Source organism: Streptomyces sp. (genome assembly GCF_036566765.1).
Taxonomy (GTDB): domain Bacteria; phylum Actinomycetota; class Actinomycetes; order Streptomycetales; family Streptomycetaceae; genus Streptomyces.
In genome coordinates, this window is the sequence record NZ_DATCVQ010000316.1 from 1 (window position 1) to 15,914 (window position 15,914).

At 72.2% G+C, this 15,914-nt stretch carries 12 protein-coding genes and 1 pseudogene; 8 read left to right on the forward strand and 5 right to left on the reverse strand.

Annotated features, from left to right (window positions below):
- Both VIU94_RS18200 and VIU94_RS18205 read left to right on the forward strand, forming a co-directional pair.
- A pseudogene (locus VIU94_RS18200) lies at positions 1–1,215 on the forward strand (TerD family protein); the annotation flags it as partial.
- 222 nt (positions 1,216–1,437) lie between these two features.
- Positions 1,438–2,442 (forward strand): TerC/Alx family metal homeostasis membrane protein, encoded by a 1,005-nt coding sequence (locus tag VIU94_RS18205; protein WP_331912817.1) that lies wholly within the window; start codon positions 1,438–1,440, stop codon positions 2,440–2,442.
- A 71-nt stretch (positions 2,443–2,513) separates the two neighbouring features.
- Here VIU94_RS18205 and VIU94_RS18210 read toward each other — a convergent pair whose 3' ends face one another.
- The 3 genes from VIU94_RS18210 to VIU94_RS18220 all read right to left on the reverse strand — a co-directional run bounded on the left by VIU94_RS18210 (position 2,514) and on the right by VIU94_RS18220 (position 5,325).
- Complete coding sequence (locus VIU94_RS18210) at positions 2,514–3,797, reverse strand: MFS transporter (RefSeq protein ID WP_331912819.1); 1,284 nt, start codon at positions 3,795–3,797, stop codon at positions 2,514–2,516.
- A 160-nt stretch (positions 3,798–3,957) separates the two neighbouring features.
- The gene (locus VIU94_RS18215; protein WP_331912771.1) at positions 3,958–4,614 is read right to left on the reverse strand and encodes an MBL fold metallo-hydrolase; all 657 of its coding nucleotides are present in this window, start codon (positions 4,612–4,614) and stop codon (positions 3,958–3,960) included.
- Between the two features lie 9 nt (positions 4,615–4,623).
- Positions 4,624–5,325 carry a maleylpyruvate isomerase family mycothiol-dependent enzyme gene (locus VIU94_RS18220; RefSeq protein WP_331912773.1) on the reverse strand — a complete coding sequence of 234 codons (702 nt, stop codon included), beginning with the start codon at positions 5,323–5,325 and terminating at the stop codon, positions 4,624–4,626.
- Positions 5,326–5,480: 155 nt separating this feature from the next.
- Between VIU94_RS18220 and uvrA the strand changes: the two genes are divergently transcribed.
- A complete protein-coding gene (gene uvrA, locus VIU94_RS18225) occupies positions 5,481–8,477 on the forward strand; it encodes an excinuclease ABC subunit UvrA (RefSeq protein ID WP_331912775.1) in 2,997 nt (998 codons plus the stop codon).
- Between the two features lie 50 nt (positions 8,478–8,527).
- Here uvrA and VIU94_RS18230 read toward each other — a convergent pair whose 3' ends face one another.
- Positions 8,528–9,442 carry a carbohydrate kinase family protein gene (locus tag VIU94_RS18230; RefSeq protein WP_331912777.1) on the reverse strand — a complete coding sequence of 305 codons (915 nt, stop codon included), beginning with the start codon at positions 9,440–9,442 and terminating at the stop codon, positions 8,528–8,530.
- Positions 9,443–9,598: 156 nt separating this feature from the next.
- On the opposite strand from VIU94_RS18230, the gene VIU94_RS18235 reads away from it, so the two are divergent.
- The gene (locus VIU94_RS18235) at positions 9,599–10,027 is read left to right on the forward strand and encodes a Rieske (2Fe-2S) protein (protein WP_331912779.1); all 429 of its coding nucleotides are present in this window, start codon (positions 9,599–9,601) and stop codon (positions 10,025–10,027) included.
- A gap of 21 nt (positions 10,028–10,048) precedes the next feature.
- On the opposite strand, the gene VIU94_RS18240 is transcribed toward VIU94_RS18235, so the two are convergent.
- Positions 10,049–10,876 (reverse strand): SDR family NAD(P)-dependent oxidoreductase, encoded by an 828-nt coding sequence (locus VIU94_RS18240; protein ID WP_331912781.1) that lies wholly within the window; start codon positions 10,874–10,876, stop codon positions 10,049–10,051.
- On the opposite strand from VIU94_RS18240, the gene uvrC reads away from it, so the two are divergent.
- Genes uvrC through whiA form a run of 4 tightly spaced genes read left to right on the forward strand, consistent with a single transcriptional unit; the run spans position 10,875 to position 15,866 of the window.
- Positions 10,875–12,920: an excinuclease ABC subunit UvrC gene (gene uvrC / locus VIU94_RS18245; protein ID WP_331912783.1), complete on the forward strand. Its 2,046-nt coding sequence runs from the start codon at positions 10,875–10,877 to the stop codon at positions 12,918–12,920. The two genes, VIU94_RS18240 and uvrC, sit on opposite strands and share 2 nt — an antisense overlap.
- The gene (gene rapZ, locus VIU94_RS18250) at positions 12,917–13,858 is read left to right on the forward strand and encodes an RNase adapter RapZ (protein ID WP_331912785.1); all 942 of its coding nucleotides are present in this window, start codon (positions 12,917–12,919) and stop codon (positions 13,856–13,858) included. Before uvrC ends, rapZ begins: the two co-directional genes overlap by 4 nt.
- Positions 13,855–14,886: a gluconeogenesis factor YvcK family protein gene (locus VIU94_RS18255; protein WP_331912787.1), complete on the forward strand. Its 1,032-nt coding sequence runs from the start codon at positions 13,855–13,857 to the stop codon at positions 14,884–14,886. The genes rapZ and VIU94_RS18255 overlap by 4 nt, the downstream gene beginning before the upstream one ends.
- Positions 14,877–15,866 (forward strand): DNA-binding protein WhiA, encoded by a 990-nt coding sequence (whiA, locus tag VIU94_RS18260; protein WP_147977487.1) that lies wholly within the window; start codon positions 14,877–14,879, stop codon positions 15,864–15,866. The genes VIU94_RS18255 and whiA overlap by 10 nt, the downstream gene beginning before the upstream one ends.
- Positions 15,867–15,914 lie beyond the last annotated feature (48 nt).

The window sequence follows — 15,914 nt, forward strand, 5'->3', positions numbered from 1 at the left end:
ATCGACTACGCGCACCCGCGACGCAAGGCCGCCGCCCCGGACCCGCAGCCCGCGCCGCCGACCGCCCCGCCGCAGGGCCCACCGACCCCCGTCGCCGGGGACGCCACCGGCTGGACCATGGAGGAGCGGCTCTACAACCAGGTGTGGGGCATGTTCGAGGATCTGGCCCGCGCCACCGCCGCGTACCGCAGCGCCTGCGACTTCGCCGAGTCCCGGATGGACCAGGAGCTCGACCGGGTGCTGTCCGACCCGCGCAGCCGGATCGGCGGCGCCGGGGACGCCGCCCGCGCCGCGGCCCGCGCCAAGCACGACGAGCTGACCGACCGGGCCCGCGAGGTCCTCGACCGCGACCTGGCCCAGCTGGTCGCCGAGTCCGAGGTCGTGGAGCCCGCCCTGCCGGCCGCCTTCGCCCGCTGGGACAACCCGGTCTGGCATGCCTACCGCGTCCCCATGGAGATCCCGATGGCGCTGCGCCTCGGCGACCTCCACCTCCCCGAGCGGACCGACCTGCACATCCCCATGCTCATCCGGCTGCCGCTGGAGCGCGGGCTGTGGGTGGACAGCGGGCGCGGTCGCTCCGAGGCGGCGAACCTGCTCGACGAGGGCATGCTGCGCCGGCTCGCCCTGGACACCGCGGTCGCCCACGCGGCCCGGCTGCTCGCCGTCTACCCGGCCGGCGAGTTCACCGTCCACGTCATCGACGCGGCGGGCTCCGGCACGGCCGCGCTCGCCCCGCTCGTCGAGTCCGGGGTGCTCGCCGCCCCGCCCGCGGCCGGCCCCGCCGGCGTCTCCGCCGTCCTCGCGCAGCTCACCGAGCGGGTGGACCTGCTGCAGATGGCCATCCGGGCCGGCGCGGCCGACGCGCTGCCCCCGGGCCTGGTGCCGGGCGAGCAGCTCCTGATCGTGCACGACTTCCCGCACGGCTTCGACGACCGCGCGGTGACCCAGCTGCGCTACCTCGCCGACGAGGGCCCGTCCGTCGGCGTGCATCTGATGATGGTGGCCGACCGCGACGAGGCGAGCGGGTACGGCCCGGTGCTCGACCCGCTCTGGCGCAAGCTGCTGCGGATCACCCCCGTCGCGGACGACCACCTCGCCGACCCGTGGGTCGGGCACGCGTGGTCGTACGAGCCGCCGCTGGTCCCGCAGGGCAGCCGGATCCTGTGGCAGGTGCTGACCCAGGTCGCCGACGCCCGTCGCCAATGGGGCCGCTGACCTGGCGACTTGGTGCATCTTTACCCTTCCCTTTACCTTTCCTTGGTGTTTCGGGTAACCTCCTTGGAGCGGAGGGGAGTACTCCCTGGCTGCGGCGTTCCCGTCAATACGGACGGATGACCTGGATCCGATCCCGGGGCGCCGGCCCGGTTTTCCCGGGTGGAAGAGACCTCCGGCAGCGACGACGCTGATCACGAGCCGTACGACGCCGGAGGCGCAGCAGTGGACGTATCCGTGACCCTTTGGGCAGTGACCATTCTCGGTCTCTCCGCCCTGATCGCGATCGACTTCTTCATCGGGCGCAAGCCCCATGACGTGTCGGTCAAGGAAGCCGGAATCTGGACGGTCGTGTGGATCGTCCTGGCCGCGCTCTTCGGCCTGGGCCTGCTGGTCTTCGGCAACAGCCAGGCCTCCGGCGAGTTCTTCGCCGGCTTCATCACCGAGAAGTCGCTGAGCGTCGACAACCTCTTCGTCTTCGTCCTGATCATGGCGAAGTTCGCGGTGCCGTCCCACCTCCAGCAGCGCGTGCTGCTCGTCGGCGTCCTCATCGCCCTGGTGCTCCGCGCGATCTTCATCGCCGCCGGCGCGGCGATCATCGCCAGCTTCTCCTGGGTCTTCTTCATCTTCGGCGCGTTCCTGATCTACACCGCCTGGAAGCTCGTCCAGGAGGCGCGTGCCGACGAGGACGAGGACGACTGGGAGGAGAACCGCCTGCTCAAGTCGGTCGAGAAGAAGTTCGGCGTCGCGGACAAGTACCACGGCACCAAGCTGTTCATCCGGGTCAACGGCAAGCGCGTCCTGACGCCGCTGATGGTCGTGATGCTGGCCATCGGCACCACCGACGTCCTGTTCGCCCTGGACTCGATCCCGGCGATCTTCGGCCTCACGCAGGACCCGTACATCGTCTTCACCGCCAACGCCTTCGCCCTGATGGGCCTGCGCCAGCTGTACTTCCTGATCGGCGGCCTGCTCAAGAAGCTGGTCCACCTCAGCTACGGCCTGTCGGTGATCCTCGGCTTCATCGGCGTGAAGCTGGTGCTGCACGCCCTGCACGAGGCCGGGGTGCATGTCCCCGAGATCTCCATCCCGTTCTCGCTCGCTGTGATCGGCGGCGTCCTGGTCATCACCACGATCACCAGCCTGATCGCCTCGAAGAAGCAGGCGCAGCGCGAGGCCGCCGAAGCTGCCGAAGCCGGCGAGTCCCCGAAGGACAGCGTCGAGGTCTGATCGCAGCATCACGACCACACCGCACCGGCCGGTGCGGGCGGCACACAGCCGCCCGCGCCGGCCGCGGTGCTTTACGCCGGGGCGGCCTCCCGGACCTCCTCGGCGGCGGGCAAGGTCTCCGGCAGCAGCGCGAAGCAGCCCAGGCTCAGCAGCGCCACCACCGTCAGATAGCCCGCCACCGCCCACGGCGGCCCCGAGCCGCCCGTACCGGACACCGCCGTCGCCACGATCGGCGTCAGCGCCCCGCCCAGGACGCCCGCCAGGTTGTAGCCCACCGCCGCGCCCGTGCAGCGCACGCGGGGCTCGTACAGCTCCGGCAGGTACGCCGCCACCACGGCGAACATCGTGATGAACGAGAGCAGCGCGCCCAGGAAGCCCAGGAACATCAGCAGCGGCTGCGCAGTATGCAGCAGCGCCACCATCGGGAACATCCACACCGCCGAGGCCGCGCACCCCGTCAGGCACAGCGGCCGCCGCCCGTACCGGTCGCCCAGCATCGCCATGAAGGGCGTCACCGCCCCCTTGATCGCCACCGCCGCCATGATGCAGCCGAGCATCACCGTCCGGCTGACCCCGAGCCGCTCCGTGCCATACGACAGCGCCCACGTCGAGACCGCGTAGAAGACCGCGTACCCCACCGCCAGCGCGCCGGCCGTCAGCAGCACCAGCCGCCAGTGCTCGCGCGCCACCTCGGCCAGCGGCGCGCTCGCCTGCTCCCCGGCCGCGGCCAGCTCCGTGAACTGGGGGGTCTCCGCCAGTGAGGAGCGCAGCAGCAGCCCGCCCGCGGCGAGCAGCCCGGCCGCCCAGAACGGCACCCGCCACCCCCAGGCGCGGAACTGCTCGTCGGTCAGCGCCGCCGAGAGCGCCAGCATCACCCCGTTCGCCAGCAGGAAGCCGACCGCCGGGCCGACCTGGGGAAAGCTCGCCCACAGCCCGCGCCGCCGCGCCGGGGCGTGCTCGGCGGTGAGCAGCACCGCCCCGCCCCACTCCCCGCCGAGGCCGAGCCCCTGCAGGAAGCGCAGCACGAGCAGCAGCAGGGGAGCGGCGATGCCGAGGGTCGCGTACGAGGGGACGCAGCCGACCGCGACGGTCGCGCAGCCGGTGAGCAGCAGTGAGGCGAACATGACCGGCCGCCGTCCGTACCGGTCGCCGATGTGCCCGAACAGGGCCGAGCCGATCGGCCGGGAGAGGAATCCGACCGCGAAGGTGCCGAAGGCGGCCAGCGTGCCTGCCAGCGGCGAGAACGTCGGGAAGAACAGGGGGCCGAGCACCAGCGCGGCGGCGGTGCCGTAGACGAAGAAGTCGTAGAACTCGACGGCCGTGCCGGCGAGCGAGGCGGCGGCGAGCCGCCCCATGGAGGGCGGAGCCGCGGTGTGCGGAGTGTGACCAGAGCGCATGCCGCGCCAACTACCCGGGGCGTGCCCCGGTTACGGGGGCGTACCGGAGCGCGTGACCCCTGGCCACGCGCTCCGTCGGTACGCGGTGTCCGCGGAGGTTACGACGCGTCCCCGGCGGCTACCAGCCGCGCTCGTGCCACTCCGGGAGCTTCGGCCGCTCGTCGCCCAGCGTGGTGTCCTTGCCGTGGCCGGGGTACACCCAGGTCTCGTCCGGCAGCGCGTCGAAGAGCTTGGTCTCCACGTCGCGGATCAGGCTGGCGAAGGCCTCCGGGTCCTTCCAGGTGTTGCCGACCCCGCCGGGGAACAGGCAGTCGCCGGTGAAGACGTGCGGGTGGCCGTGCGGGTCGTCGTAGATCAGCGCGATCGAGCCGGGCGTGTGCCCGACCAGGTGGCGCGCGGTCAGTTCGACCCGGCCGACGCGTACGGTGTCGCCGTCGTCGACCCGTACGTCGGTCGTGACGGGGATGCCGTCCGCGTCATGCGTCCCGGCGTACGTCGTGGCGCCGGTGGCGGCGACCACCTCGGCCAGGGCCTGCCAGTGGTCGCCGTGCCGGTGGGTGGTGACGACGGACGCGATGCCGTCCTCGCCGATCAGCGTGAGGAGGGTCTGCGGATCGCTGGCCGCGTCGATGAGCAGCTGTGCGCCGGTGGCCCGGCAGCGCAGCAGATACGCGTTGTTGTCCATCGGACCGACCGCGACCTTCGAGATCATCAGATCCCCGAGCTCATGCACGTCCGCGGGTCCGCCGACCCGCACCGTTCCGCTGTACGTCATGGAATCAGCCTATAGCGGGGGGAGCTCGGGGAGACCGTCGCCGGAGAGCACGGCGAGGTGGGCGCCCTTGTCGCCGCGGCCGGCCAGCCAGCCGAGGAGCTCGGCGGCGGTGCCGGCGAGGACGACGGGCGTGCCCTGCGTACCGCCGGTGGTCCAGGTCGGGCCGTCCTCGTCGTGGCCGAGGCGGAGCGTCACCGGTGGAACCTCGGGGCGGCCGGACCAGCGGTCGGCGAGGAAGGCGATCTCGCGGGCGGTGAACTCGTCCGGCAGGTCCTCCAGCCTGTACCCGACGCCCAGGTCGACGTGGTGCAGGGCCACCTCGACCCAGCGGCGGAAGGGGATGCGGGCGGCGCTGTCGGTGACGCCGTTGCGGAGCTCCACGGTCCGGTCCCAGTCGGCGGGCTCGCCGCTCACGGCGTCGAAGCCGTCGGCGCTCTCGCGCAGGTCGGCGAGCTGGACGTCGAGCGGGCGGCCGGCGTCGCGCTCGATGTCGGCGTCCCGGGTCGCGCCGTCCTTGTACATGGGCAGGCCCCGCAGGACGTTCACGAGGGCGTCGGCGTTGCGGGAGACGTGGGCCAGGACGTGGCCGCGGGTCCAGCCGGGAAGCCGTGACGGCTCGGCGAGCGCCGCGTTGTCCAGGGAGGCCGCCGCGTCGATGAGCCGGTCGGTCGCCTCGCGTACGGAGGCCAGGTCGCGCACATGGTCGATCATGGCGCCGACCCTAGCGCCGCCACTCGTTCGGGTGAAGCCGGTGAAGAGCGTCCGGAAATCGAATGTGCGTGCTATAGGCTCGACGGAAGCATCCGGCATCCTTGGTTGTTGGGTGTTCAGGCACATCCGCTCTCTCAAGAAAGGTGCGGACCGGCGTGGCCGACCGTCTCATCGTTCGTGGCGCTCGCGAGCACAATCTCAAGAACGTCTCGCTCGACCTCCCGCGTGACTCCCTCATCGTCTTCACCGGGCTCTCGGGGTCGGGCAAGTCGTCGCTCGCGTTCGACACGATCTTCGCGGAGGGGCAGCGCCGTTACGTCGAGTCCCTCTCCTCGTACGCCCGGCAGTTCCTCGGACAGATGGACAAGCCGGACGTCGACTTCATCGAGGGGCTCTCGCCCGCCGTCTCGATCGACCAGAAGTCGACCTCGCGCAACCCGCGCTCCACGGTCGGCACCATCACCGAGGTCTACGACTACCTCCGGCTGCTCTTCGCGCGCATCGGCAAGCCGCACTGTCCCGAGTGCCGCCGGCCCATCTCGCGCCAGTCGCCGCAGGCGATCGTGGACAAGGTCCTGGAGCTGCCCGAGGGCAGCCGGTTCCAGGTGCTCTCGCCGCTGGTCCGCGAGCGCAAGGGCGAGTTCGTCGACCTCTTCTCCGACCTCCAGACCAAGGGCTACAGCCGGGCGCGGGTGGACGGCCAGACCATCCAGCTCACCGAGCCGCCGACGCTGAAGAAGCAGGAGAAGCACACCATCGAGGTGGTCGTCGACCGCCTCACCGTCAAGGACTCCGCGAAGCGCCGGCTCACCGACTCCGTCGAGACGGCCCTGGGCCTGTCCGGCGGCATGGTGGTGCTCGACTTCGTCGACCTCGCCGAGGACGACCCCGAGCGCGAGCGGATGTACTCGGAGCACCTGTACTGCCCGTACGACGACCTCTCCTTCGAGGAGCTGGAGCCCCGCTCCTTCTCCTTCAACTCGCCCTTCGGCGCCTGCCCGGACTGCACCGGCATCGGCACCCGCATGGAGGTCGACGCCGAGCTGATCGTCCCCGACGAGGAGAAGTCGCTCGACGAGGGCGCCATCCACCCCTGGTCGCACGGCCATACCAAGGAGTACTTCGGCCGGCTCATCGGCGGGCTCGCCCAGGCGCTGAGCTTCAGCACCGACGTCCCGTACGCCGCGCTCCCGCAGCGGGCCAAGAAGGCCCTGATGCACGGCCACAAGACCCAGGTCGAGGTCCGCTACCGCAACCGGTACGGCCGCGAGCGGGCCTATGTCACCCCCGCCTTCGAGGGCGCGGTGTCCTTCGTCAAGCGGCGGCACAGCGAGGCCGAGAGCGACTCCAGCCGCGAGCGCTTCGAGGGCTACATGCGCGAGGTGCCCTGCCCCACCTGTGAGGGCACCCGCCTCAAGCCGATCGTCCTCGCCGTCACGGTCATGGACCGGTCCATCGCCGAGGTCGCGGCGATGTCGATCAGCGAGTGCGCCGAGTTCCTCGGCGAGCTGACCCTCAACGCCCGCGACAAGAAGATCGCCGAGCGGGTCCTGAAGGAGGTCAACGAGCGGCTGCGGTTCCTGGTCGACGTCGGCCTGGACTACCTCTCGCTCAACCGCGCGGCCGGCACGCTCTCCGGTGGCGAGGCCCAGCGCATCCGGCTCGCCACCCAGATCGGCTCCGGCCTGGTCGGCGTGCTGTACGTGCTGGACGAGCCGTCCATCGGCCTGCACCAGCGCGACAACCACCGGCTCATCGAGACCCTGGTCCGGCTCCGGGACATGGGCAACACGCTCATCGTCGTCGAGCACGACGAGGACACCATCAAGATCGCCGACTGGGTCGTCGACATCGGCCCCGGCGCCGGCGAGCACGGCGGCAAGGTCGTCCACTCCGGCCCCTTGAAGGAGCTCCTCGCCAACAAGGAGTCGATGACCGGGCAGTACCTGGCCGGCAAGAAGTCGATCGCGACGCCGGACATCCGGCGCCCGATGGACCCGACGCGGCAGCTCACCGTGCACGGTGCGCGCGAGAACAACCTGCGGGACATCGACGTGTCGTTCCCGCTGGGCCTGCTCACCGCCGTCACCGGAGTCTCCGGCTCCGGCAAGTCCACGCTGGTCAACGACATCCTCTACACCCACCTGGCGCGCGAGCTGAACGGCGCGAAGTCGGTGCCCGGCCGGCACACCCGGGTGGACGGCGACGACCTCGTCGACAAGGTGGTGCACGTCGACCAGTCGCCGATCGGCCGGACCCCGCGGTCCAACCCGGCGACGTACACCGGCGTCTTCGACCACGTCCGCAAGCTCTTCGCGGAGACGATGGAGGCGAAGGTCCGCGGCTACCTGCCCGGCCGGTTCTCCTTCAACGTCAAGGGCGGCCGCTGCGAGAACTGCTCCGGCGACGGCACCATCAAGATCGAGATGAACTTCCTGCCGGACGTCTACGTCCCGTGCGAGGTCTGCCACGGCGCCCGGTACAACCGGGAGACCCTGGAGGTCCACTACAAGGGCAAGTCCATCGCCGAGGTCCTGGACATGCCGATCGAGGAGGCGCTGGACTTCTTCGAGGCGGTCCCGACCATCGCGCGCCACCTGCGCACGCTGAACGAGGTCGGCCTCGGGTACGTCCGGCTCGGCCAGTCCGCGCCGACGCTCTCCGGCGGCGAGGCGCAGCGCGTCAAGCTCGCCTCCGAGCTGCAGAAGCGCTCCACCGGCCGCACGGTCTATGTGCTCGACGAGCCCACCACCGGTCTGCACTTCGAGGACATCTCGAAGCTGATCAAGGTGCTCTCGGGCCTGGTCGACAAGGGCAACTCGGTGATCGTCATCGAGCACAACCTGGACGTCATCAAGACCGCGGACTGGGTCGTCGACATGGGCCCCGAGGGCGGCAGCGGCGGTGGCCTGGTCATCGCCGAGGGCACGCCGGAGGAGGTCGCCTCGGTGCCGGCCAGCCACACCGGCAAGTTCCTCCGGGAGATCCTGGGCGCGGAGCGGATCAGCGACGCGACCGTCCCGGCGGCGCGGAAGGCCCCGGCGGCCAAGAAGACCGTCAACTCCACGGCGGTGAAGAAGGCCCCGGCGAAGAAGGTCGCGGCCAAGAAGACCGCCGCGAAGAAGACGGCGGCGCGGGCCCGGAAGGCCTGAGGAGCGGGGCGCGCGGTGGGCCATGGCCCCCCGCGCGCCCGTCCCCGTCGCTAGAGGCGGGGGAGCGGGCGGAGTTCCGTCGCGTACGGCGGCTCCGCGCCCGGCCGGGTGCAGGTGTGGGCCGCGGCCTGGGCGGCGTACGCCAGCAGGGCCGTCCAGGCGTCCTCGTCCAGCGTTGCCAGGTCCTGCGGGTCCCGGCCCGCCAGGCCGTGCAGCAGGGCCGCGTTCACCGTGTCGCCCGCGCCGATCGTGTCCGCGACGGCGACCGCGACCCCCGGCACCGAGACGTTCAGCGTGGGCGTGAAGACCGTCAGGCCGGCCGCGCCCCGGGTCAGGACGATGGCCGCAGGCCCGGCGGCCAGCCACTCGTCCGGCGCGCCGCCCAGCCAGCGTGCGTCCTCCTCCGAGAGCTTCAGCAGCGAGACGTACGGCAGCCACCGCAGGAACCGGGACCGGTAGCCCTTCGGGTTCGGGATCAGCCCGGCCCGGATGTTCGGGTCGAGCAGCGTGAGCGCCCCGCGCCCGGCCTCCCGCCGCAGCAGCGCCTCGTACGCGCTCGCCCCCGGCTCCAGGGCCAGCGACAGCGTCCCGAACGACAGCGCCCGCACGTGCGTCGGCAGCCGCTCCGGCAGCACGAACAGCCGGTCCGCCGTGCCCTCGGCGTAGAAGCCGTACCCCGCGGAGCCGTCCGCGCCCACCGTCGCCACCGCCAGCGTGGTCGGCTCGGGCCCGCGCTGCACCAGCCCGGTCCGCACCCCCGCCGCGCGCAGCCCGTCCATCAGCGCCTCGCCGAAGGCGTCCGTGGAGACCCGGGAGCAGAAGGCGACGTCCGCGCCGAGCCGGCCCAGCGCCACGGCGGTGTTGTACGGCCCCCCGCCGCGGCGCGGCGCCAAGGCGCCCAGCGGCGCGGCGGCGGCCCCGTCCGGGACCAGGTCGATCAGGGACTCACCGGCGACGACGATCACGTCCGTGAACGTAACCCATCGTTCCGCTGCCGGGACAGGGCCGGGCCGGCGGCGGGGACGGCGGACAGCCCCCACGAAAGCCCGCCGAAACCGCGCCGGTATCGTCGGATCGGTCACCCCTGGTGCCCCTTGCCCCGATCTCACCGTGGAGCGCACATGTCCGGCCAGACCCCCGCCCGCCGCACCGTTCTGAAGGGCGCCGCGCTCGCGGGCGCCGCCGGGCTCGGAGTCGCCGCCTGCTCCACCGAGTCCAAGCTCGGGCACGCCCAGACCCCCACCCCGACCGCGCCCGTCGAGCTCGGCGCTCCGGCGGAGATCCCGGTCGGCGGCGCGAAGCTCTACCGCGAGGAGCGCCTCCTCGTGCACTGCCCGGCCAAGGGCCAGTACCAGGCGTTCAGCGCCCAGTGCACGCACGCCGGCTGCGTCCTCGACAAGATCGAGGACAACGAGGGCAACTGCCCCTGCCACGGCAGCCGCTTCGACGTGACCACCGGCAAGGCGCTCAAGGGTCCTGCCACGGCCCCGCTGCCGGCCGTCCCGGTCCGGGTCGTGAACGGCAAGCTGATCGCGGGCCCTGAGGCGTGACACGCGCGCAGGCGCATTCGCTCACCGCGCCAGATAGCCCCCGTCCACCGGCAGGATCGCCCCCGTGATGAAGCTCGCCTCGTCGGAGGCGAGGAACAGGATCGCGGCCGCCACCTCCTCGGGGGTGCCGAAGCGGGCCATCGGGTGGGCGCGGGCGACCTCCTCCAGGTACTCGGGTCCGCCCGGCTCCACGCGGGCCGCGGCGACGCGTTCCGTCTCGATCGTGCCGGGGGCCACCGCGTTCACCCGGATCCCGCGCTCCGCCCACTCCACGGCGAGGTGCTTGGTCAGGCCGCTCGCCACGAACTTCGCCGGGCCGTAGACCGCCTGGCGCGCCTGCCCGGCCATGCCCGAGATCGACGACGTGCACACGATCGCGCCGCCCCCGTCCTGCGCCGCCATCGCCTCGATCGCGTACTTGCAGGTCAGGAACATGCCCCTGCCGTCGACGGCCATCACCCGGTCCCAGTCCGCGGCGGTCGCCTCCAGGACGTCCAGGAGCGGGATCACCCCCGCGTTGGCGACCAGCACGTCGATCCGCCCGAACCGCTCCACCGCCGCGGCGATCATCCGCCGCGCGTCCTCGTCCCGCGAGACGTCGCCCACCACCGTCACCACCCGGTCGCGCCCCGCGAAGAGCCTCTCCAGCCGCTCCCCGTCCAGGTCCGCGACCACTGCCCGCGCGCCCTCGCGGAGGAAGCGCTCCGCCGTCGCCCGTCCGATTCCGCTGGCCGCGCCCGTGATCACGCACGCCCGGTCCGCCAGCCGCCCTGAGGCCTCGCTCGTCATGTCCGGGCAACGAGCGGGGCCGCCCGGAGTGTCGGCGCCCGCCAGTAGGGTGGGTGCCATGGCAGACCCCTCCAGCTACCGCCCCAAGCCGGGACAGATCCCCGACTCGCCGGGGGTCTACAAGTTCCGCGACGAGCACCGCCGAGTGATCTACGTCGGCAAGGCCAAGTCCCTGCGTCAGCGCCTCGCCAACTACTTCCAGCCGCTCGCGAGCCTGCACCCGCGCACGGCCACGATGGTGACCACCGCCGCCTCCGTCGAGTGGACGGTCGTCTCCACCGAGGTCGAGGCGCTGCAGCTGGAGTACTCCTGGATCAAGGAGTTCGACCCCCGGTTCAACGTCAAGTACCGGGACGACAAGAGCTATCCCTACCTCGCGGTCACGCTCAACGAGGAGTACCCGCGGGTCCAGGTCATGCGCGGCCACAAGAAGAAGGGCGTGCGCTACTTCGGGCCGTACGCGCACGCCTGGGCGATCCGCGAGACCGTCGACCTGATGCTCCGGGTCTTCCCCGTCCGCACCTGCTCCGCCGGGGTGTTCCGCAACGCCGCCTCGGCCGGCCGGCCCTGTCTGCTCGGCTACATCGGCAAGTGCTCGGCGCCCTGTGTCGGCCGGGTCGACCCCGAGGAGCACCGCGAACTCGCGGAGGAGTTCTGCGACTTCATGGCCGGCCGCACCGGCACGTACATCCGCCGCCTGGAGAAGCAGATGACGGCGGCGGCCGAGGAGATGGAGTACGAGAAGGCCGCCCGGCTGCGTGACGACATAGAGGCCCTGCGCCGGGCCATGGAGAAGAACGCGGTCGTCCTCGCCGACGCCACCGACGCCGACCTGATCGCGCTGGCGGAGGACGAGCTGGAGGCCGCCGTCCAGATCTTCCACGTCCGCGGCGGACGGGTGCGCGGTCAGCGCGGCTGGGTCACCGACAAGGTCGAGGCCGTCGACACCGCGGGCCTGGTCGAGCACGCCCTTCAGCAGCTGTACGGCGAGGAGAGCGGCGACGCGGTGCCGAAGGAGGTGCTGGTCCCCGCCCTGCCCGAGGACGCCGAGTCCGTGGGGCAGTGGCTCTCCGGCCGCCGCGGCTCGCAGGTGTCGCTGCGCGTCCCGCAGCGCGGCGACAAGAAGGACCTGATGGCGACGGTCGCGCGCAACGCGCAGCAGGCCCTCGTGCTGCACAAGACCAAGCGCGCCAGCGACCTGACCACCCGCTCCCGGGCCCTGGAGGAGATCGCGGAGGCCCTCGACCTGGACTCGGCGCCGCTGCGCATCGAGTGCTTCGACATCTCGCACCTCCAGGGCGAGGACGTCGTGGCGTCCATGGTCGTCTTCGAGGACGGGCTACCGCGCAAGAGCGAGTACCGCCGCTTCCAGATCAAGGGCTTCGAGGGGCAGGACGACGTCCGCTCGATGCACGAGGTGATCAGCCGCCGCTTCAAGCGCTATCTCGCCGAGAAGGAGCGGACGGGGGAGTGGGTGGACGGGGAGGTCCCGGCCGGCGTCGACGGGAGTCCCGAGGAGCCCGCCCTGTCCGGCGAGGTCCCCGCCCCCGGCGAGTCCCCCGGCGAGGGCCGGGACGAGGACGGCCGCCCGAAGCGCTTCGCGTACCCGCCCCAGCTCGTCGTCGTCGACGGCGGGCAGCCCCAGGTCGCCGCGGCCCGGCGCGCGCTCGACGAGCTCGGGATCGACGACATCGCGGTCTGCGGCCTCGCCAAGCGCCTGGAGGAGGTCTGGCTGCCGGGCGACGACGACCCGGTCGTCCTGCCCCGCTCCAGCGAGGGCCTCTACCTCCTCCAGCGGGTCCGTGACACGGCTCACGATTTCGCCATCCGCTACCAGCGGTCCAAGCGGAGCAAGCGGGTCCGCACCAGCCCGTTGGACGATGTCCGCGGTCTCGGCGAGACGCGCAAACAGGCGTTGATCAAGCATTTCGGCTCGGTGAAGCGGCTCAGGCAGGCGACAATCGAGCAGATCTGCGAGGTGCCCGGCATGGGCCGGAAGACGGCCGAGGCCGTCGCCGTCGCCCTCGCGCAGGCCGCCCCGGCCGCGCCCGCCGTGAACACCGCGACAGGAGAGATCATGGAAGACGGGGGCAGCACAGGATGACCGAGCACGACCGAGTAGACGGAGCAGGACACGTGAGTACGGGCACGACGAAGGAGCCCGGCGAGGCTGCCGAGGCGGCCATCCCCGAGCTGGTCATCATCTCCGGCATGTCCGGCGCCGGCCGGTCCACCGCGGCCAAGTGCCTGGAGGACCTCGGCTGGTTCGTCGTCGACAACCTGCCGCCCGCGCTGATCCCCACCATGGTGGAGCTCGGCGCCCGCTCCCAGGGCAACGTCGCCCGCATCGCCGTCGTCGTGGACGTCCGCGGCCGGCGCTTCTTCGACAACCTCCGCCAGTCCCTGGCCGACCTCGACGCCAAGCAGGTCACCCGGCGGATCGTCTTCCTGGAGTCCTCCGACGAGGCGCTGGTCCGCCGCTTCGAGTCGGTCCGCCGCCCGCACCCGCTGCAGGGCGACGGCCGGATCACCGACGGCATCGCCGCCGAGCGGGACCTGCTGCGCGAGCTGCGCGGCGACGCCGACCTGGTGATCGACACCTCCAGCCTCAACGTCCACGAGCTGCGCGCCAAGATGGACGCCCAGTTCGCCGGCGACGAGGAGCCGGAGCTGCGGGCCACCGTCATGTCCTTCGGGTTCAAGTACGGCCTCCCGGTCGACGCGGACCTCGTCGTCGACATGCGGTTCCTGCCCAACCCGCACTGGGTCCCCGAGCTGCGTCCGTTCACCGGGCTCAACCCGGAGGTGTCGAACTACGTCTTCAACCAGCCCGGCGCCAAGGAGTTCCTGGACCGGTACACCGAGCTGCTCCAGCTGATCGCCGCGGGCTACCGCCGCGAGGGCAAGCGGTACGTGACCATCGCCGTCGGCTGCACCGGGGGCAAGCACCGGTCCGTCGCCACCACCGAGAAGCTGGCCGCCCGCCTTGCCGCGGAAGGGGTCGAGACCGTCGTCGTCCACCGGGACATGGGGCGCGAGTGAAGCCGTACCGCCGGCGTACGTCCACGCTCTCCGTACGCACCCTCCGCAGGCGCGGCGCCCAGCCGAAGGTCGTCGCCCTGGGCGGGGGCATGGGCCTGTCCGCGTCCCTCGCCGCCCTGCGCCGGATCACCGGTGACCTGACCGCCGTGGTCACGGTCGCCGACGACGGCGGCTCCAGCGGCCGGCTCCGCGAGGAGCTCGGCGTGCTGCCGCCCGGCGACCTGCGCAAGGCGCTCGCCGCGCTGTGCGGCGACGACGACTGGGGCCAGACCTGGGCCCGGGTCATCCAGCACCGCTTCCAGTCCCAGGGCGACCTGCACGAGCACGCGGTCGGCAATCTGCTGATCGTGGCCCTGTGGGAGCAGCTCGGCGACCATGTCCAGGCCCTGGACCTGGTCGGCCGGCTGCTCGGCGCGCAGGGCCGGGTGCTGCCCATGTCGGCCGTGCCGCTGGAGCTCCGGGCCCTGGTCAAGGGCCACGACCCGGCCCGCCCGGACGACGTGGACACCGTCCGCGGCCAGGCGACGGTGGCGCTCACCCCGGGCGAGGTGCAGTCCGTGCACCTGGTGCCGAACGACCCGCCGGCCGTGCCGGAGGCCGTCGCCGCGGTGCTCGACGCGGACTGGGTGGTGCTCGGCCCGGGCTCCTGGTTCTCCTCGGTGATCCCGCACCTGCTGGTGCCCGAACTGCTCGACGCGCTCGTCGAGACCAAGGCCCGCAAGGTGCTCTCGTTGAACCTCGCGCCGCAGCCCGGAGAAACCGAGGGCTTCTCTCCGCAGCGTCATTTGGAGGTTTTGGGGCGACACGCCCCTAAACTCGCCCTGGACGTGGTGCTGGCCGATGAGGCCGCCGTGCCCGACGTGTCAGCCAGGGAGCCCCTCGTCGATGCCGCGAAACGGCTCGGCGCCGCGCTCGAGCTGGCGCCCGTGGCCCGGCCCGACGGCGCTCCGAAGCACGACCCGGAGCTGTTGGCCGCCGCGTACGACCGTATTTTTCGGATGCATGGAAGGATCGGCCCATGGCGATGACGGCAGCGGTGAAGGACGAGATCTCCCGGCTCCCCGTCACCCGGACCTGCTGCAGAAAGGCCGAGGTCTCGTCGATCCTGCGGTTCGCGGGCGGGCTGCACCTGGTGAGCGGCCGCATTGTGATCGAGGCGGAGCTGGACACCGCGATGGCGGCCCGCCGCCTCAAGCGGGACATCCTGGAGATCTTCGGGCACAGTTCGGAGCTGATCGTGATGGCCCCGGGCGGGCTGCGCCGAGGCTCCCGGTTCGTGGTGCGGGTGGTGGCGGGCGGTGACCAGCTGGCCCGGCAGACCGGCCTGGTCGACGGCCGCGGCCGGCCGATCCGCGGCCTGCCGCCGCAGGTCGTCTCCGGGGCGACCTGCGACGCGGAGGCGGCCTGGCGTGGCGCGTTCCTGGCGCACGGCTCGCTCACCGAGCCGGGCCGCTCTTCCTCCCTGGAGGTGACGTGTCCGGGCCCGGAGGCCGCGCTCGCGCTGGTCGGCGCGGCCCGTCGGCTGTCGATCGCGGCGAAGGCCCGTGAGGTGCGGGGCGTGGATCGGGTGGTGGTCCGCGACGGCGACGCGATCGGCGCGCTGCTGACCAGGCTCGGTGCGCACGAGTCGGTGCTGGCCTGGGAGGAGCGGCGGATGCGCCGCGAGGTCCGGGCCACCGCCAACCGGCTGGCCAACTTCGACGACGCGAACCTGCGCCGCTCGGCCCGTGCGGCGGTCGCCGCCGGCGCCCGGGTGCAGCGGGCCCTGGAGATCCTGGCGGACGAGGTGCCCGAGCACCTCGCGGCCGCGGGCCGGCTGCGCATGGAGCACAAGCAGGCCTCGCTGGAGGAGCTGGGCGCGCTCGCCGACCCGCCGCTGACCAAGGACGCGGTGGCCGGCCGGATCCGCCGGCTGCTGGCCATGGCCGACAAGCGGGCGCAGGACCTGGGGATTCCCGGGACGGAGTCCAACCTCTCGGAGGAGCTGGACGACAGCCTGGTCGGCTGACGCTCGTTCAATTCGCCGCTGCCGGTGCCCTGTCAGGGCGCCGGCAGC